Source organism: Mesorhizobium sp. M0276 (assembly GCF_040321755.1).
GTDB lineage: Bacteria > Pseudomonadota > Alphaproteobacteria > Rhizobiales > Rhizobiaceae > Mesorhizobium.
In genome coordinates, this window is sequence record NZ_JAMYSC010000006.1 from 135,686 (window position 1) to 151,457 (window position 15,772).

The 15,772-nt window shown below is 62.2% G+C and carries 16 protein-coding genes and 1 other RNA gene; 9 read left to right on the forward strand and 8 right to left on the reverse strand.

Features of this window, described 5'->3' with window-relative positions; translation table 11 throughout:
- Positions 1–3: 3 nt before the first annotated feature.
- The 6 genes from recR to ffs form a co-directional block, all read right to left on the reverse strand.
- Complete coding sequence (gene recR / locus NKJ01_RS07230; protein WP_352727082.1) at positions 4–609, reverse strand: recombination mediator RecR; 606 nt, start codon at positions 607–609, stop codon at positions 4–6.
- Between the two features lie 88 nt (positions 610–697).
- Positions 698–1,627 (reverse strand): cell wall hydrolase, encoded by a 930-nt coding sequence (locus NKJ01_RS07235; RefSeq protein ID WP_352727084.1) that lies wholly within the window; start codon positions 1,625–1,627, stop codon positions 698–700.
- A 134-nt stretch (positions 1,628–1,761) separates the two neighbouring features.
- Positions 1,762–2,169 carry a hypothetical protein gene (locus tag NKJ01_RS07240; protein ID WP_352727143.1) on the reverse strand — a complete coding sequence of 136 codons (408 nt, stop codon included), beginning with the start codon at positions 2,167–2,169 and terminating at the stop codon, positions 1,762–1,764.
- A 24-nt stretch (positions 2,170–2,193) separates the two neighbouring features.
- Positions 2,194–2,517 carry a YbaB/EbfC family nucleoid-associated protein gene (locus tag NKJ01_RS07245; RefSeq protein ID WP_352604114.1) on the reverse strand — a complete coding sequence of 108 codons (324 nt, stop codon included), beginning with the start codon at positions 2,515–2,517 and terminating at the stop codon, positions 2,194–2,196.
- A 30-nt stretch (positions 2,518–2,547) separates the two neighbouring features.
- Complete coding sequence (locus tag NKJ01_RS07250) at positions 2,548–4,365, reverse strand: DNA polymerase III subunit gamma/tau (RefSeq protein ID WP_352727086.1); 1,818 nt, start codon at positions 4,363–4,365, stop codon at positions 2,548–2,550.
- 104 nt (positions 4,366–4,469) lie between these two features.
- An RNA gene (gene ffs / locus NKJ01_RS07255) (signal recognition particle sRNA small type) lies at positions 4,470–4,566 on the reverse strand.
- A 306-nt stretch (positions 4,567–4,872) separates the two neighbouring features.
- On the opposite strand from ffs, the gene NKJ01_RS07260 reads away from it, so the two are divergent.
- The 3 genes from NKJ01_RS07260 to NKJ01_RS07270 are packed head-to-tail and all read left to right on the forward strand — an operon-like array spanning position 4,873 to position 6,616.
- Positions 4,873–5,292, forward strand: a complete 420-nt coding sequence (locus NKJ01_RS07260) for an HIT family protein (RefSeq protein WP_023758156.1) — start codon at positions 4,873–4,875, stop codon at positions 5,290–5,292.
- 36 nt (positions 5,293–5,328) lie between these two features.
- Positions 5,329–6,273: an NAD(+) diphosphatase gene (gene nudC, locus NKJ01_RS07265; RefSeq protein WP_023758157.1), complete on the forward strand. Its 945-nt coding sequence runs from the start codon at positions 5,329–5,331 to the stop codon at positions 6,271–6,273.
- Positions 6,274–6,310: 37 nt separating this feature from the next.
- Complete coding sequence (locus tag NKJ01_RS07270) at positions 6,311–6,616, forward strand: Dabb family protein (RefSeq protein ID WP_023758158.1); 306 nt, start codon at positions 6,311–6,313, stop codon at positions 6,614–6,616.
- Here NKJ01_RS07270 and NKJ01_RS07275 read toward each other — a convergent pair.
- On the reverse strand, positions 6,613–7,476 hold the full coding sequence (locus NKJ01_RS07275) for a prephenate dehydratase (protein WP_352727089.1): 864 nt from the start codon (positions 7,474–7,476) through the stop codon (positions 6,613–6,615). The two genes, NKJ01_RS07270 and NKJ01_RS07275, sit on opposite strands and share 4 nt — an antisense overlap.
- A 43-nt stretch (positions 7,477–7,519) precedes the next feature.
- Entirely contained in the window at positions 7,520–8,248 is a 729-nt protein-coding gene (locus NKJ01_RS07280; protein WP_352727091.1) for a 3-deoxy-manno-octulosonate cytidylyltransferase, read from the reverse strand.
- Between the two features lie 192 nt (positions 8,249–8,440).
- Here NKJ01_RS07280 and NKJ01_RS07285 point away from each other — a divergent pair, with 192 nt between their 5' ends.
- The 6 genes from NKJ01_RS07285 to NKJ01_RS07310 all read left to right on the forward strand — a co-directional run bounded on the left by NKJ01_RS07285 (position 8,441) and on the right by NKJ01_RS07310 (position 15,696).
- Positions 8,441–9,124, forward strand: coding sequence for a c-type cytochrome (locus NKJ01_RS07285; protein ID WP_352727093.1), 684 nt, complete (start codon positions 8,441–8,443; stop codon positions 9,122–9,124).
- 157 nt (positions 9,125–9,281) lie between these two features.
- Positions 9,282–11,159, forward strand: a complete 1,878-nt coding sequence (locus NKJ01_RS07290; protein ID WP_352727095.1) for an extracellular solute-binding protein — start codon at positions 9,282–9,284, stop codon at positions 11,157–11,159.
- Positions 11,159–13,027: an extracellular solute-binding protein gene (locus tag NKJ01_RS07295; RefSeq protein WP_352727097.1), complete on the forward strand. Its 1,869-nt coding sequence runs from the start codon at positions 11,159–11,161 to the stop codon at positions 13,025–13,027. Before NKJ01_RS07290 ends, NKJ01_RS07295 begins: the two co-directional genes overlap by 1 nt.
- A gap of 30 nt (positions 13,028–13,057) precedes the next feature.
- Entirely contained in the window at positions 13,058–14,158 is a 1,101-nt protein-coding gene (locus NKJ01_RS07300) for a microcin C ABC transporter permease YejB (protein WP_352727099.1), read from the forward strand.
- A complete protein-coding gene (locus tag NKJ01_RS07305; protein WP_352727101.1) occupies positions 14,158–15,303 on the forward strand; it encodes an ABC transporter permease in 1,146 nt (381 codons plus the stop codon). The genes NKJ01_RS07300 and NKJ01_RS07305 overlap by 1 nt, the downstream gene beginning before the upstream one ends.
- A 159-nt stretch (positions 15,304–15,462) precedes the next feature.
- Positions 15,463–15,696 (forward strand): hypothetical protein, encoded by a 234-nt coding sequence (locus NKJ01_RS07310; RefSeq protein WP_352727103.1) that lies wholly within the window; start codon positions 15,463–15,465, stop codon positions 15,694–15,696.
- The last annotated feature ends 76 nt before the right edge of the window (positions 15,697–15,772 follow it).

Sequence of the window (15,772 nt, forward strand, 5' to 3'; positions counted from 1 at the left end):
TCGTCAAAACGCCGTCCGCGAGCGCAGTGCAGCGGCCAGCGTGCCTTCGTCGAGATAGTCGAGTTCGCCGCCGACCGGCACGCCATGTGCCAGACGCGTCACCTTGATGTCGAAGCCGGACAATTGGTCGGTGAGGTAGTGCGCGGTGGTCTGGCCCTCGACCGTCGCGTTGACGGCGAGGATGACCTCCTTGACCTCGCCACCGGCGACACGGTCGACCAGCGAGCGCAAGTTGAGCTGGTCGGGCCCGATGCCGTCGAGCGGCGACAGCGTGCCGCCGAGCACGTGATAACGCACATTCATCGCCGCCGCGCGCTCCAGCGCCCACAGATCGGAGACGTCCTCGACGACGATGATGGTGCCGGCGTCACGGCGCGGATCGGTGCAGATCATGCAAGGGTCGGATGTATCGACATTGCCGCAGGTCGAGCAGATGCGCACCTTGTCTGCCGCCTCGGCCATGGCGGCGGCGAGCGGCGACAGCAGTTGCTCCTTCTTCTTGATCAGATGGAGTGCCGCACGCCTGGCCGAACGGGGTCCCAGCCCCGGCACCTTGGCCAGGAGCTGGATCAGGCGTTCGATCTCGGGACCGGCGATTCGCTTCGACATCGCTCTGATCTAGGATTTTTCAGAGCGCTTTGAAACATGCCACGTCCGCATCAACCGCCATATTGGCTAGGTGGATCATGGAGCCGGATCAATTGGTCTCGAGTGGCCGGTCCTGGCTGGCAATCATCGCGCCGATGGCGTCGGTGTTCTCAGGCGTGGACTGGAACCCCACCATCGTCGCCTCCTGTGGCGCGTTTTGAACCGAGGAGATGACCCTTGTGTTCAGGGTTCCGCCAAAACGGGCGGCATCTGGCTCTTCCATAGGTTCCTGCATCGCCACCACCGTCGGCTGAACCGAGACACGCGCGGATTTCGCGGACGGCGCAGCTGCCGCCGTCACATAGGTCTGTTGGGCAGGGGCGGATCGAACGGTTGCCGTCCTGGCCGGAGGTGCGGGCTCGGCGGAAGCGACCATTATCGCCGGTGCGGCCGGCTTCTCGGGTGCCGCAGAGGCAATTGCGACCTGCGGCTCATCCGGCAGCGGCTGCCAGTTGCGGCCGCGCTTCTCATAAAAGGCATTGCCGCCGGCAACCATCGTGTAGTGCATGTTCTTGTAAGGGAAGCGCAGCCCAGCGGTGTGGAAATACATCGTGTTCTTCAGCTTGGCCTTGCGCTCGCCCTTGAGCACGGCATCGGCGGCTTCCTCGACTTCGGGCATCGCTCGCGAATTCATCGGTCTCGTCATGACGCCAGGCGCGAACTGCCCGCCCTCGCCCACCACCTCGCAGATGGTGCTTCCGTGGTTGCCGGAGCGGAGCCGGTTCATCACCACCGTGCCGACGGCGATCATGCCATCGCGGCTTGAGCGATTGGATTCAAAGAACATCGCCCGTTCCAGGCATTCCTTGTCCTTGGGCGTATGGCTGTAGGCCCGGGAGCTCAGGAAACTCGGCGTGATGGCATCGGTCAGGCTGGCGACGGACATACCGTGCGAAGTGGTTTGGCTGCATGCAGCCAAAAACAGAGGTGAAATGACGGCGCCGAGCAACAGCGGCGCCTTCCATCGCGTGGCAATCAACAGGTAACCCTCTCATTTCCATGCCCGCCCCCAGGCTGCGGCAAGAATGAGACACTTTCAGGCAAAAAGATGGCCAAAACGTTATTACTGGGGCACTGTTGCCAAATTGGCACGGTTGCATGGCTTTATGCGGGCTACCGCCCGGCTGCAATCGCCCCCGGCTGGCCAGGTTCAGCCTCTTCGATCTTCTCCGAAAACAGGCCGCGCCGGAGGAACAGCGCCCGCGCGTCCCTGGCCGTCGGCGCGATCCTTGCCGGCCAGCCGCTTTCGACGAACTCGGCCTTGGTGAAGTCCGGATTTGTCTCGCTGGCCGCCTCCAGGAATTCGGCGATCTCCAGCACGATCGCGCGCTCGTCTTTCGAAAGCGCAGATGTGCCGGCCTCGATCGACGGGCGATGGACGAAGTCCTCGAACAGGTTGAAGTAGCCCTTGATACCGACGAGATCGACGCCATCGTCGCAGTCGGCCAGGATTTCCAGGATCTCGTAGATCCTGTTGCGGATGCGTTGCTCGATCAATCTTTCGGTGGGCTCTTCGGTCATGTCGACCATGGGGCGCGCCGAACGCTAGAAGGGCAGTTTCATTCCCGGCGGGATCGGCAGACCGGCGGTCAACGCCTTGGTCTTTTCCTGCATGATCTGCTCGACCTTGGTCTTGGCGTCATTGTGGGCGGCGAGCACCAGGTCTTCCAGGATCTCGACATCGTCCTCCTTGAACAAGGATGGATCGATCTTCAGCGACTTCATTTCGAATTTTCCGGTCAGCGTCACGCTGACCAGGCCGCCGCCGGCCTGGCCCGACGCTTCCAGAGTGGCGATCTCGTCCTGCATGGCCTGGAACTTGGCCTGCATTTCCTTCGCCTTGCCCATCAGGCCGAGAAGATCTTTCATGGTCTGGTCCTTTGCGGATTCGTTCTGTGGTCAGGTTTCGTCGTCGTCAGCCGGCGGCTCGACCGGCACTTCGGCCTCGGCCGTTTCGGCTTCCGGCGCGTCTGGAATGCGCACGTCGATGATCTTGGCCCCGGGAAAGCGCGCCAGGATAGCGGCCACCGTCGGATCGCTCTTGGCATCGAGGAAGGCGTTCTCGCGCTTGGCCGATTCCATCTCGGCGAGCGTCTGGCCACCCTCTTCCTTCGACAGCGAAACCAGCCAGTTGCGGCCGGTCCAGGCGCGCAACTTCGTCGTCAGGTCGTTGAGCAGCATCTTGGGCGCGTCGCTGGTCAGGCCGACGTCGATACGGCCGGGCTCGATACGAACCAGGCGGATATAGCTCTTGACCTGCACCTTGAAGGCGATGTCACGCTGCGCGTCGGCCAGGGCAATGATGTCGGCGAGCGATTTCAGCGGTGCCGATTGCGTCTCGACGACCGGCTCCGGCGGAGCGATGAAAGCAACAGGGGCAGGCGTGCTCTCCACGAGCCGCATGGTCTGCGCACCGCCCGGCCCGGCCGGCATGCGCGTCTGCGCCACAGCGCTGGCGCCGCCACCATTGCCCGACCCCGCGGGTGTACCATTCGGGCGTGGGGTGCCATTTTGTACCGGCGTTGCGCCCTCAAGCGATCTCAACGCCTCGTCCAGCGTCGGCAGGTCGGCGGCATGCGCTAGCCGGATCAGCACCATTTCGGCGGCACTCACCGGCCGGTTGGAGGACTGGACCTCGGGAATGCCCTTGAGCAGCATCTGCCATGTCCTCGACAACACTCTGACCGACAGCGTCCTGGCGAAATCCGCGCCGCGCTGCCGCTCGTCCTCGGATAGCGAGGCATCCTCGATGGCCGTCGGCACGAATCGCAGCCGCGTGACGAGATGGTTGAACTCGGCAAGATCGGTCAGCACGGCGGCCGGATCAGCACCAGTGTCGTACTGCGCGCGGAATTCGGCAAGAGCGGCCGCTACATCACCCTTCATCACATGTTCGAACAGGTCGACGATGCGGGCGCGGTCGGCGAGCCCCAGCATCGCCCGAACCGCAGCGGCGCTGACCGAGCCGGCGCCGTGGGCAATCGCCTGATCGAGGATGGAGAGCGAATCGCGGGCCGAGCCTTCGGCGGCGCGCGCGATCATCGCCAGCGCGTCGTCGTCGACTGAAATGCCCTCCTTGGCCGAGATCGACGCGAGATGCGCGACCAGCGCGCCGGCGTCGATGCGCCTCAAGTCAAAGCGCTGGCAGCGCGACAGGACGGTGATCGGAACCTTGCGGATCTCGGTGGTGGCAAAGATGAATTTGACGTGCGGCGGCGGCTCTTCCAGCGTCTTCAACAGGCCGTTGAAGGCCTGCGTCGACAGCATGTGCACTTCGTCGATGATGTAGACCTTGTAGCGAGCCGAGACCGGCGCATAGCGCACGCGCTCGATGATGTCCCTGATATCGTCGATGCCGGTGTGCGAGGCGGCGTCCATCTCGATGACGTCGACATGGCGGCCTTCCATGATCGCCTGGCAATGTTCTCCGAGCTCGGCAAGGTCGACCGACGGCTGGTCGATATCAGCGGTTTTGTAGTTCAGGGCACGAGCGAGTATGCGTGCCGTCGTGGTCTTGCCGACGCCACGCACGCCGGTCAGCATCCAGGCCTGGGCGATACGGCCGGTGGCAAAGGCATTGGTGAGGGTGCGCACCGTCGGTTCCTGGCCGACCAGTTCCGAGAAGTTCGAGGGACGGTACTTGCGCGCCAGCACGCGATAGGCGGCCGCCTTGCCATTCTCCAGGCTTTTTGGTCCCGAATTTCCGGCTTCGCTCATTCGCCCATAAGCTCCAAATGGCCGCGCCCGAAAGCGGCCGATTCCTGCGCATAGTCTCGCCCGCGCTGCAATGCGTCGTCAATGTCGCGAGAAGGGCCGGTGAGGTGGGAGGCTGGAACAATGACCCGTTCCGGGCTCGTTAGGGCTGCTTCCTTCCGGACCTGACCCGGTTGGCGAGTGGATCGTCCACCACCAACCTCCCGTCGTCCATATCGGCAATTGTTCGATGAAATGCAAGTGCGCAGAAGAAATCCCGGATTCCTTTGCAGCCTTCGCCGGCGCGTCGGCTGACGGAGCATCAAACGAAAACCCGCCTGCGCGGCGGGTCACTGGCGCAAATCAGCACCATGAACAAATATGTACCATAGCTGAGGTCACGAATCAAGAAAAAATTCCTATCGTGAAGAGCTGCCGATCGCGAGGGCGCAATGATTCGCTTGCAGCCCCCTTGCCGCCGCTCTAGCGTTCATGCCCTTGAGGAAACCAAGAAAAGCAAGGGAAACGCCGATGATGACGGGCCTGAAGGCCGGATTCACGCTGGACTCCCGGCTGGAGGCGGATAGCGAGCAGTTGATGTGGCTGGGGCTGTGCGAGTTGCGGGTGATGAACGACCGCCGCTGGCCATGGCTGCTCCTGGTGCCGCAGCGGCCAGGCGCGGAGGAGATCCACGAGATGACGCCGCTCGACCAGGCAATGCTGACCTTCGAGACCAATATGGTGGCGCAGGCGCTGAAGAAAGCGACAGGCTGCACCAAGATCAACACCGGCGCGCTCGGCAACATCGTGCGCCAGTTGCACATCCATATCATTGCGCGTTCGGAAGGCGATCCCGGCTGGCCGGGCCCGGTGTGGGGATACGGCCTGCGCGAGCCCTATAAAGGCTCCGACCTGCGGCGGTTTGCCGAAACGATCAAGGCGGCGCTATAAGCGTTCCCCGTGTCCATCCCGCAACGCAGAGTTTCCATGAGCTTCCGCCTGTTTGACGCGCCCTTGCGCGAGCCGAGTCAGTTCGTCGGCTTTGCCGGCAACATCATCGACCGGCAGTCCGAAAACCGCGCCGACGATTCGGTCGACAAGGCGCTCGCCGACCCGGCGACACGGCTGCTGTTGATGCATGGGGGGCGGCTCTATCTGAAGCTCGGGGATGGCAGTGGTCTCGACCCCTGGTTTGGCGCCTCCGAGAGCGAGCCTTTCGAACCATTTCTCGAACAGGGTGTCCTGCTCGGTTTTTCCGAACAGGGACCCGTGCTGGCCGTGCCCGGCGGCGTCGATCCGGAACGGCTTCCGGAAACCATCAAGGCCATCGACTACCGCTCCGTCTACATGCAGGGGCTGATCGATGAGGCGGCTGCCGGCGCGATGGCGCAAGGTGCGGCCCTGCTGGCCTGGCATGCAAGCCATCGTTTCTGCAGCAAATGCGGCACGCAATCGCAGATGCGGGCCGGCGGCTACAAGCGCCACTGCCCGAATTGCGGCACTGAGCATTTTCCGCGTACCGACCCGGTGGCGATCATGCTGACGGCGACGCGGGAGAAGTGCCTGCTCGGGCGCGGCCGGCATTTCGCGCCGGGCATGTACTCCGCCCTTGCCGGCTTCATCGAGCCGGGCGAGACGATCGAAGCGGCGGTGCGCCGCGAGACGCTGGAGGAGGCTGGCATCCGGCTTGGCCGCGTCGTCTATCACGCCAGCCAGCCCTGGCCGTTTCCTTATTCGCTGATGATCGGCTGCTTCGGCGAGCCGCTCAACGACGATATCCAGGCCGATTTGAACGAGCTGGAGGACTGCCGTTGGTTTGCCCGCGACGAGGTGCGTTCGATGCTGACCAGGGAGCATCCCGGCAATTTGGTCACGCCACCGAAAGGCGCCATTGCTCACCACCTCATCCGCGCCTGGGTCGACTCGGAGTGATGGCAGCGACTATCGAAAGACCATTCAGGAGCAGCAAATGATCCGTCACACCGTCGTCTTCACGCTGAAGCATCCGCCACATTCGCTGGAGGAACGGAGGTTCCTGGTCGACGCCAAGAAAATCCTCACCGCGATCAGGGGCGTCACGCATTTCGAGCAATTGCGGCAGATCAGCCCCAAGAACGACTATCGTTTCGGCTTCTCGATGGAGTTCGCCGACCAGGCTGCCTATACCAGGTACAACGATCATCCCGACCACGTCGCTTTCGTACGCGACCGCTGGGTGCCGGAGGTCGAGACGTTCATGGAAATCGACTATGTGCCGCTGGGCGCGGTGATCTAGTCAGCGACCTTCCACTGCTCACGCGACGCGCTGGCCGGGTAGACGCCCAGAATTCGGACTTCGCGTGAGAAGAAGCGAAGCTCGTCCAGCGCCAGCTTGACCAGCGGATCTTCGGGATGACCCTCTATGTCGGCGTAAAACAGCGTCGCGGTGAAAGCCCCCAGCTGGTAACTCTCCAGCTTGGTCATGTTGATGCCGTTGGTGGCGAAACCGCCCATCGCCTTGTACAGGGCGGCCGGCACGTTGCGGACGCGGAAGATGAAGGTCGTCATCATCTTGACGTCCGGAGACGGGCGCTCGGCCCATTGCTTGTTCTTAGTGAGGACGACAAAGCGGGTGACGTTGCTGTCGGTGTCCTCGACATTATGCTCGATGATGTCGAGCCCATAGAGCGTCGCGGCCAGCGTCGGCGACAGCGCCGCCATGGTGCGGTCCTTGCCCTCGGAGACCATCTTGGCGGCGCCAGCCGTGTCACCGGCGACGATCGCCTTCCAGCCGTTCTTGCGGATGTATTTGCGGCACTGGCCAAGCGCGTGGATGTGGCTGTGCACGGTCTTGATCTCGTCGCGTTTGACGCCGGGCAGCACCATCAGCTGGAAATGGATGGGCAGGAAGTATTCGCCGATGATGTGGAGCTTCGATTCCGGCAACAGATGGTGGATATCGGCGACCCGCCCGGCAATTGTGTTCTCGATCGGAATCATGGCGAGATCGGCCTTCCCGGTCTCGACCGCGTTGAACGCGTCCTCGAAGGTCGGGCACGGCAACGGCTCCATCGATGGATAGACGTTGCGGGAAGCGGTGTCGGAATTGGCACCCGGCTCGCCCTGGAAGGATATTCTGTTGGTCTTTTCAGGCATGGCCAATTCTCGATTCAAGGGGTCTCAGCTTCGAAGGGATTTCTCAGTTTGCAAGGATGGTTCTGGCGCGTTCGAGATCTTCCGGCGTGTCGACGCCAAGCGGCAGCGACTGGACGATCTCGGCATCGATGCGCATGCCGGCTTCGAGCGCCCGTAGCTGTTCCAGCCGTTCTCGCCGCTCCAGCGGCGACGGCTTCAGCGCGACGAAACGCTCTAGCGCGGCGCGACGATAGGCATAGAGGCCGACATGATGATAGAGCGGCCCCTCGCCCCAAGGTGCCGTGGCGCGCGTGAAATAGAGCGCCCTCAGCCTGGTGCCGGAGAGCGGCGACCCGACGATCTTGACGACGTTGGGATTGGTCTTTTCCTCATCGCGGACGATCTCGACGCCGAGGGTGGCGATGTCCACCGCGCCGTCATCGAACGGCCTGAGCGAGGCGACGATGATGCCGGGATCGATGGTCGGCAGGTCGCCCTGCACATTGACGATCGTTTCGACCTTGCGCTCGGGATCGAGCGCGACCAGAGCCTCGTGAATGCGGTCGGAGCCGGATTGGTGGTCCATGCGCGTCATCACGGCCTCGAAACCATGCGCACGCACCGCTTCGGCCACGCTTTGCGTGTCGGTCGCCACCACGACCCGGCCGAGGCCGGACTCCGTGGCGCGGCGGGCGACATGGACGATCATCGGCGCGCCGGCGATGTCGGCCAGCGGCTTGCCCGGCAGGCGTGTCGAGGCCATGCGGGCCGGGATCAGAATCAGCGTGGACATGCGCGGTGCAAGGCGTCTCGAAGAGGACAGGGAAAGTGGCAAAAGGTCTCACTGGAAGCGCCCTTATAGGTGTTGCAACGCCGCAGCAAAAGACCTAGTTTCCGCCCGATTTGACCGCCCCGGCAGGGCGGGTCGCGATACCGACGGACGGAGTGGACGGTTCGGTCCGCCGGAAAAGGGAGCAAGGGGCGTATGGATTCCACCGAAGTCAACAAGCTGCTCGCCGGATTGCTCGGAACCGTTTTCGTCGTCTTCTCGGTCGGCATTGTGTCCGACGCGCTGTTTGCCTCGCCGACTCCGGAAAAGCCCGGTTTCGCCATCGAGGCCGCCGAGCCCGCCGAAGGCGGTCCGGCCGCGCCTGCCGCCGAAGCCAAGCCGATCGCCGACCTGCTGGCCACCGCCAATGTCGAGCAAGGCGCTGCCGTTTTCAAGAAATGCCAGGCCTGCCATTCCGGCGAAAAGGGCGGCCCCAACAAGGTCGGCCCCGATCTGTGGGATCTCGTCGACCGCCCGGTGGCCGAGCATGAAGGCTTTGCCTATTCGGCCGGCATGAAGGAATTTTCCAAGGGCGGCACCGAGAAGTGGACCTACGACAACATCAACCACTTCATCACCTCGCCGAAGAAATTCGTTAAGGGCACCGCCATGGGCTTCGCCGGCCTGCCGAAGGACGAGGACCGCGCCAACGTCATCGCCTATCTTCGCACGCTGTCCGACAATCCGAAGCCGCTGCCGGCGCCAGGCGCTGCCGCCGACGCAACCGCGCCCGCCAAGCCGGCTGAAGGTGCCGCCCCGGCGAAGCCGGCTGAAGGTGCCGCGCCGGCCAAGCCGGCCGCTCCGGCTCCGGCCGTACCCGCACCGGCGCCCGCTCAATAGTCGGATATCCATCTCGACGACCTTGAAAAAGCCGGGTTCAGCCCGGCTTTTTCGTTAGGAAAACCGCATATGCGGCGACAAAGCCGCGCATGGCGGTTTTCACGAGCGCCAAATCGTCTAGATTGTCCATGAACGGGCATTGCGAAGAGGATAGTGCATGACGGTTGGCCGAACGCTTCTCAAGTCGATGCTGGCGGCAGCCCTTCTGGCGGCCGGATTGCAGACGAGCCGAGCGGACGAATGGCGCACCGCCTCATCGCTGATCGGCGAGTCCAAATACGGCGACAACTTCCAGCACTATGACTACGTCAACCCAAACGCGCCCAAGGGCGGCACGTTGAATTCGGTGGTGCTCGGCACCTTCGACAGTTTCAATCCCTACATCGTACAGGGATCACCGGCCGCCGGCCTGGTCGGGTTCGGCGGTGGCCTGCTCTACGATACGCTGATGGAACAGGCGACCGACGAAGGCAGCACCAGCCATCCGCTGATCGCCGACGCGTACAAATATCCCGCCGACTATTCCTCGGCGACCTACCGGCTGGACCCGCGTGCCAAATGGCATGACGGCCAGCCGATCACCGTCGACGACGTGATCTGGTCGTTCCAGGTGCTCAAGGCCAACAGTGCGCAATACAGCCGCTACTTCGAAAATGTCACCGATGCGGTGGCGATTTCGGACCACGAGGTCGAGTTCCATTTCAACCAGAAGGGCAACCGCGAACTGCCCAAGATCATCGGCGACCTTGCCGTGCTGCCGAAACATTGGTGGGAAGGCACTGATGCCAATGGCAAGAAGCGTGACATCACCAAGCCGACGCTGGAGATTCCGCTCGGCTCGGCCGCCTACAAGATCGCCAGCTTCAAACCGGGCTCGGAAGTCATCTGGCAGCGCGTGCCGGACTATTGGGCGGCGAAGCTGCCGGTGAAGATCGGCCGCGAGAATTTCGATACGCGGCGTTTCACCTATATACTCGATGACAATGCGGCCTGGTTGGCCTTCACCAAGGGCGGGCTGGAAGACCTCAACCGCGAATTCAGCTCGCGCAAATGGGCGACAGCTTATGATTTCCCGGCGATCAAGGCCGGCGACGTCATCAAGAAGGTCTTCGAGAGCCACTCGCCGCAGCCGATGCAGGCATTCGTGCTCAATCAACGGCGGCCGCTGTTCCAGGATCGCCTGGTGCGCGAGGCGCTGACCTATCCGTTCGATTTCGAGTCGATGAACCGAACGCTGTTCTTCGGTTCCAACACCCGTACTTCAAGCTATTTCCAGGGCACCGACCTGGCGTCGAGCGGTTTGCCGCAAGGCAAGGAACTGGAAATCCTGGAAAAGTACCGCGACAAGCTGCCGCCTGAACTCTTCACCCAGCAGTTCAAGCTGCCGGTCTACGATTCACCGCAAGCGGAACGGAAGTACCTCAAACAGGCCGTCGACCTCTTCGCCAAGGCCGGCTGGGTGATCAAGGGCGGCAAGATGGTCAATGCCAAGACCGGCGCTCCCTTCAAGTTCGAGATCCTGGGCTGGAACGACACCGACCAGGTGATCGCCAGCCCCTATATCGCGAATCTGCGCAAGATCGGCGTTGATGCCACGTTGCGCATCATCGACCAGACGCAATACATCAACCGCGTCAACCATTTCGAATTCGATGTCGTCACCGGCCTGTTCGGCCAGTCCGATTCGGCCGGCAATGAGCAGCGCGATTTCTGGAGCTCGAAGGCCGCCGACACGCCCGGTTCGCGAAATCTGATGGGCATCAAGGATCCGACCGTCGACGCATTGGTCGACCGCGTCATCTTCGCCACCGACCGCGAGGATCTCGTCGCCGCCACTCATGCGCTCGACCGCGTGCTGCTGTGGAATTTCTATGTCGTGCCGCAATATCATCGCTCGGCAATATGGGTGGCCTACTGGAACAAATTCGGCATCCCCGAAAAGCAGCCTGCTTATTCCGGCTATGATCCCGACTCCTGGTGGATCGACATCGACAAGGAAAAGGCGCTGGCGGCCAAATACAGGGGCAGCAATTGATGGTGGGCCTGCCCCGCCGCGATTTCCTGGCGCTGGGCACTGCTGCCGCTGCCGCCGCCATGCTGCCGGGCAGGGCCTTCGCCGACATTGCGACCGGCGTGAAGCTGCACGGCTTGTCCGCCTTCGGTGACCTCAAATACAGCCCGGATTTCACCCATTTCGACTATGTGAATGTCGATGCGCCGAAGGGCGGCATCTTCAACTTCTCGCCGCCGAACTGGGGCTACAACCAGAACACGCTGACCTTCAACACGCTGAACTCCTTCACCCAGAAGGGCGATGCGCCGCCGCGCATGGAGATGTGCTTCGACGCGTTGATGGTCAGGGCTCTGGACGAGCCGGACGCCCTCTATGGGCAGCTCGCCGACGGCGTGACGCTTTCCGACGACCGCAACAGCTTCGAGTTCTCGCTGAGGCCGCAGGCGCGCTTCCACGACGGCACGCCGCTGACGGCAGAGGACGCCGCCTTCACCTTCAAGCTGTTCAAGGAAAAGGGCCATCCCGACTTTTCGCTGTCCTTGATCCACCTCGACGAGGCGGTCGCCGTCGATCAGCACACGCTCAAGCTCAATTTTTCCGGCAAGCAGTCCGCCCGCACGGTGCTCAATGTCGTGGAGTTCCCTATCCTGTCGAAGGCCTTCTACACGGCCAACCCGTTCGACTCCTCGCAACTGAACCCGCCGCTCGGCTCCGGCGCCTACAAGATCGGTCGCTTCTCGGCCGGCGCGTGGATCGAATACGACCGGGTGGCGGACTATTGGGGCCGCGACCTTCCGGTCAATCGCGGCATGAACAATTTCGACACTATCCGCATCGAGTTCTACCAGAACCGCATGGCCGGCTTCGAAGCGTTCAAAAAAGGCGAAATCACCTATCGCGAGGAATTCACGTCGCGCGTTTGGGCGACCGCCTACGACTTTCCGGCCCTGACCGCTGGCAAGGTGGTCAAGCACGAATTTCCCGCCGAGAAACGGCCGACGATGCAGGGAACCGCCGTCAACCAGCGACGCGAGCAATTTCGCGACGCGCGCGTGCGCCAGGCGATCGCTCTCTGCTTCGATTTTGAATGGACGCGGCGCAACTTCTTCTACGGCTCCTATGAGCGCTCGCAGTCCTGTTTCGAGAAGTCGGACTTTCGCTCAGAAGGACCGCCGTCGTCACAGGAACTGGCTCTGCTGGAGCCGTTGCGCGCACAGCTCCCAGCGGAGGTCTTTGGCGAGGCGGTAAGCCAGCCCCCGTCCGACGGCTCCGGCCGTGACCGCAAGCTGCTTGGCCAGGCAGCGAAGCTTCTGGCTGCGGCCGGCTGGAAAAGGTCGGGCGATTTTGTTGTCAACGACAAGGGCGGCCGGCTTTCGGCCGAGTTTATGGTCGACGACGATACCTTCGTCCAAATCTATTCGCCCTGGGTCGCCAATATGAAGGCGATCGGCATCGACGCCACGATCCGGCTGGTCGATTCGGCGCAATATCAAGCCAGACAGGCGACGTTCGATTTCGATCTGCTGTCGGCCGCTTTCTCGTTCAGCGCGACGCCAACGCGCGATGACCTCGAAACCTTCTTCCATTCAAGCACGGCAAAAGTGTCCGGCTCGCGCAACCTGCCGGGCATCGCAGATCCTGCGATCGACAAACTGATCGACGCCGTCGGCGCGGCCAAGGATCGGGAGAGCCTGACCGTTGCGATGCGGGCGCTCGATCGGGCCTTGCGCGCACGGCGCGATTGGATTCCAAGTTGGTTCCTGGCGAATCACCGAAGCGCCTTTTGGGACATGTTCGGCTTTCCCGAGCAGAAGCCCGATTTCGGCTTTCCGGTCGAGGCGCTGTGGTGGTTCGACAAGGGCAAGGCGGCAAAAATTGGCAAAGCCTGAGATATCAGTCCAACGAGGACAGAAAGCCTGATGGGCGCCTATATCCTGCGCCGCATCCTGTTGATGATCCCGACGCTGTTCGGCATCATGGCGATATCCTTCGCCGTCATCCAGTTCGCCCCCGGCGGGCCGGTGGAGCAGGTCATCGCCAGGTTGACCAACCAGGGCGGCAGCGACCGCCTCGGCGGTGGTGGCGGTGGCGACGCAGGCGGCAGCGCCAATTTTGACGCTGCCGGCGACGTCAGCTCGAAATATCGCGGCGCGCAGGGCCTCGATCCGGAATTCATCAAGAAGCTGGAAAAGCAGTTCGGCTTCGACAAGCCGCCGCTCGAGCGCTTCGGCATGATGTTGTGGAACTATATCAGGTTCGATTTCGGCGACAGCTATTTCCGCGACATTTCGGTGCTCGACCTGATCCTCGAAAAAATGCCGGTGTCGATCTCGATCGGCCTGTGGATCACGCTTCTATCCTACCTGATCTCTATCCCGCTCGGCATCCGCAAGGCGGTCAAGGACGGCTCTCCGTTCGACGTCTGGACCAGCGGCGTCGTCATCGTCGGCTATGCCATCCCAGGGTTCCTGTTCGGCATCATGCTGATGGTGCTGTTTGCCGGCGGGTCCTTCTGGGACTGGTTTCCGCTGCGCGGCCTCACCTCGGACAATTGGGATCAGCTGTCCTGGTGGGGCAAGATCGTCGATTATTTCTGGCACATGACCTTGCCGCTGACGGCGCTGGTGCTGTCGGCCTTCGCCACCACGACGCTGTTGACCAAGAACTCGTTCCTGGAGGAAATCCGCAAGCAGTATGTGGTGACGGCGCGGGCCAAGGGCCTTTCGGAGCGGCAGGTGCTCTATGGCCACGTTTTCCGCAACGCCATGCTGATCGTTATCGCTGGCTTTCCCGGCGCCTTCATCTCGGCCTTTTTCACCGGCTCGCTGCTGATCGAGAACATCTTTTCCCTCGACGGCCTAGGCCTGCTCGGCTTCAGGTCGGTGGTCGAGCGCGATTATCCTGTCGTGTTCGCCAACCTCTACATCTTCTCGCTGCTCGGGCTGTTCGTTGGGTTGCTTTCCGACCTGATCTACACCTGGGTCGACCCGCGCATCGATTTCGAGCGGAGAGACGTCTGATGTCGGATGCCACTGCCCCCGTGGGAGCGGCGCCGCAGCGGATCGCGCGGCCCTGGCTGTCGCCGCTCAACAAGCGCCGCCTGCAGAATTTCAAAGCCAACCGGCGCGGCTACTGGTCGCTATGGATATTCCTCGTCCTGTTCGTGCTGTCGCTGTTTGCCGAGTTCATCGCCAACGACAAGCCGATCATCGCTTCCTACAAGGGCGAGATCCTGTTTCCGGTGCTGGTCGCCTACCCCGAGGAAAAGTTCGGCGGCTTCTATGCCGTCACCGACTATCGCGACCCGGTCATCCAGGACGAGATCAACGCCAATGGCTGGATGATCTGGCCGCCGGTGCGGTACTCCTACCAGACCGTCAACAACGCCATCCCGGAAGCAGCTCCCGCCAAGCCGTCCTGGGAGTACGACGCCAAGACGCGATGCAACCAATATCCCCAAGGTCCGGCCGATCCGGCCTGCATCGTCGGCAACTGGAACTGGCTCGGCACCGACGATCAGGCGCGCGACGTGCTGGCGCGCGTCATCTACGGCTTTCGCATTTCGGTGCTGTTCGGCCTGATCCTGACTGCCGGCTCGGCACTGATCGGCGTCGCGGCCGGCGCCGTGCAAGGCTATTTCGGCGGCTGGACGGATCTGCTGTTCCAGCGTTTCATCGAAATCTGGTCGGCGATCCCGGTGCTCTATCTCCTGCTCATCGTCGCCGCCATCCTGCCGCCGGGCTTCTTCATCCTGCTTGGCCTGATGCTCCTGTTCTCCTGGGTAGCGCTGGTCGGTGTGGTGCGGGCCGAGTTCCTGCGCGCCCGCAACTTCGAATATGTCAACGCGGCGCGCGCGCTCGGCGTGCCCAACCGCACCATCATGTTCCGGCACCTGTTGCCCAACGCCATGGTGGCGACATTGACCTTCATGCCGTTCCTGCTCTCAGGTTCGATCTCGACGCTGACTTCGCTCGATTATCTCGGCTTCGGCCTGCCGCCCGGCTCCGCGTCGCTCGGCGAACTGCTCAAGCAGGCGCAGCGCAACCTCAACGCGCCATGGCTCGGCATTTCGGGCTTCATCGTCATCTCGCTGATGCTGTCGCTGCTGGTCTTCGTCGGTGAGGCGACGCGCGATGCCTTCGATCCGCGCAAGACGTTCCGATGACAACGATGCGGATCGGCATTCAGCATGATATATTCCCAGTGAGGGCAGTTCGAACGAAAATGAGCGTGTGCATTAATTGTCGAGATGACTGATGGCGATGGTCAATGACGGATCACAAGCTGCAGTTCCTCATATCGAAGCCCACGGAAGGACAGAGGTGTGAATAAGATCATCCTTGAGCATTACCCTGCATCCAAACTCCCGGATGAACTGCGAGAGGGTATAGCTTTGAGCGCCTCGGTTAAGGTGACGATAGAAGACGAAGCCAAACAGCCTCTCGGCCGCAAACAATTGCTTGAGCTTATGCGGAATGCGCAGGCCAACGCGGTGGGGACAAGTCTGGACGAGGCTGTTGCGCGTGTTCGTGCCCTCCGCGATGAGTGGGAGGATTGATGGCCGCCTTCCGGCTTTACGTCGATACGAACATTTTCATCTACGCTTTCGAAAATAACGATGCTCTGGCAATTTC

Bases quoted from the DNA above. Each gene is read 5' to 3' on its own strand.
- recR (WP_352727082.1), bottom strand. From the start codon at position 609: ATGTCGAAGCGAATCGCCGGTCCCGAGATCGAACGCCTGATCCAGCTC.
- NKJ01_RS07290 (WP_352727095.1), top strand. From the start codon at position 9,282: ATGACGGTTGGCCGAACGCTTCTCAAGTCGATGCTGGCGGCAGCCCTT.
- NKJ01_RS07275 (WP_352727089.1), bottom strand. From the start codon at position 7,476: ATGCCTGAAAAGACCAACAGAATATCCTTCCAGGGCGAGCCGGGTGCC.
- NKJ01_RS07270 (WP_023758158.1), top strand. From the start codon at position 6,311: ATGATCCGTCACACCGTCGTCTTCACGCTGAAGCATCCGCCACATTCG.
- NKJ01_RS07295 (WP_352727097.1), top strand. From the start codon at position 11,159: ATGGTGGGCCTGCCCCGCCGCGATTTCCTGGCGCTGGGCACTGCTGCC.
- NKJ01_RS07250 (WP_352727086.1), bottom strand. From the start codon at position 4,365: ATGAGCGAAGCCGGAAATTCGGGACCAAAAAGCCTGGAGAATGGCAAG.
- NKJ01_RS07305 (WP_352727101.1), top strand. From the start codon at position 14,158: ATGTCGGATGCCACTGCCCCCGTGGGAGCGGCGCCGCAGCGGATCGCG.
- NKJ01_RS07285 (WP_352727093.1), top strand. From the start codon at position 8,441: ATGGATTCCACCGAAGTCAACAAGCTGCTCGCCGGATTGCTCGGAACC.
- NKJ01_RS07300 (WP_352727099.1), top strand. From the start codon at position 13,058: ATGGGCGCCTATATCCTGCGCCGCATCCTGTTGATGATCCCGACGCTG.
- NKJ01_RS07240 (WP_352727143.1), bottom strand. From the start codon at position 2,169: ATGACCGAAGAGCCCACCGAAAGATTGATCGAGCAACGCATCCGCAAC.
- NKJ01_RS07260 (WP_023758156.1), top strand. From the start codon at position 4,873: ATGATGACGGGCCTGAAGGCCGGATTCACGCTGGACTCCCGGCTGGAG.
- NKJ01_RS07245 (WP_352604114.1), bottom strand. From the start codon at position 2,517: ATGAAAGATCTTCTCGGCCTGATGGGCAAGGCGAAGGAAATGCAGGCC.
- nudC (WP_023758157.1), top strand. From the start codon at position 5,329: ATGAGCTTCCGCCTGTTTGACGCGCCCTTGCGCGAGCCGAGTCAGTTC.
- NKJ01_RS07280 (WP_352727091.1), bottom strand. From the start codon at position 8,248: ATGTCCACGCTGATTCTGATCCCGGCCCGCATGGCCTCGACACGCCTG.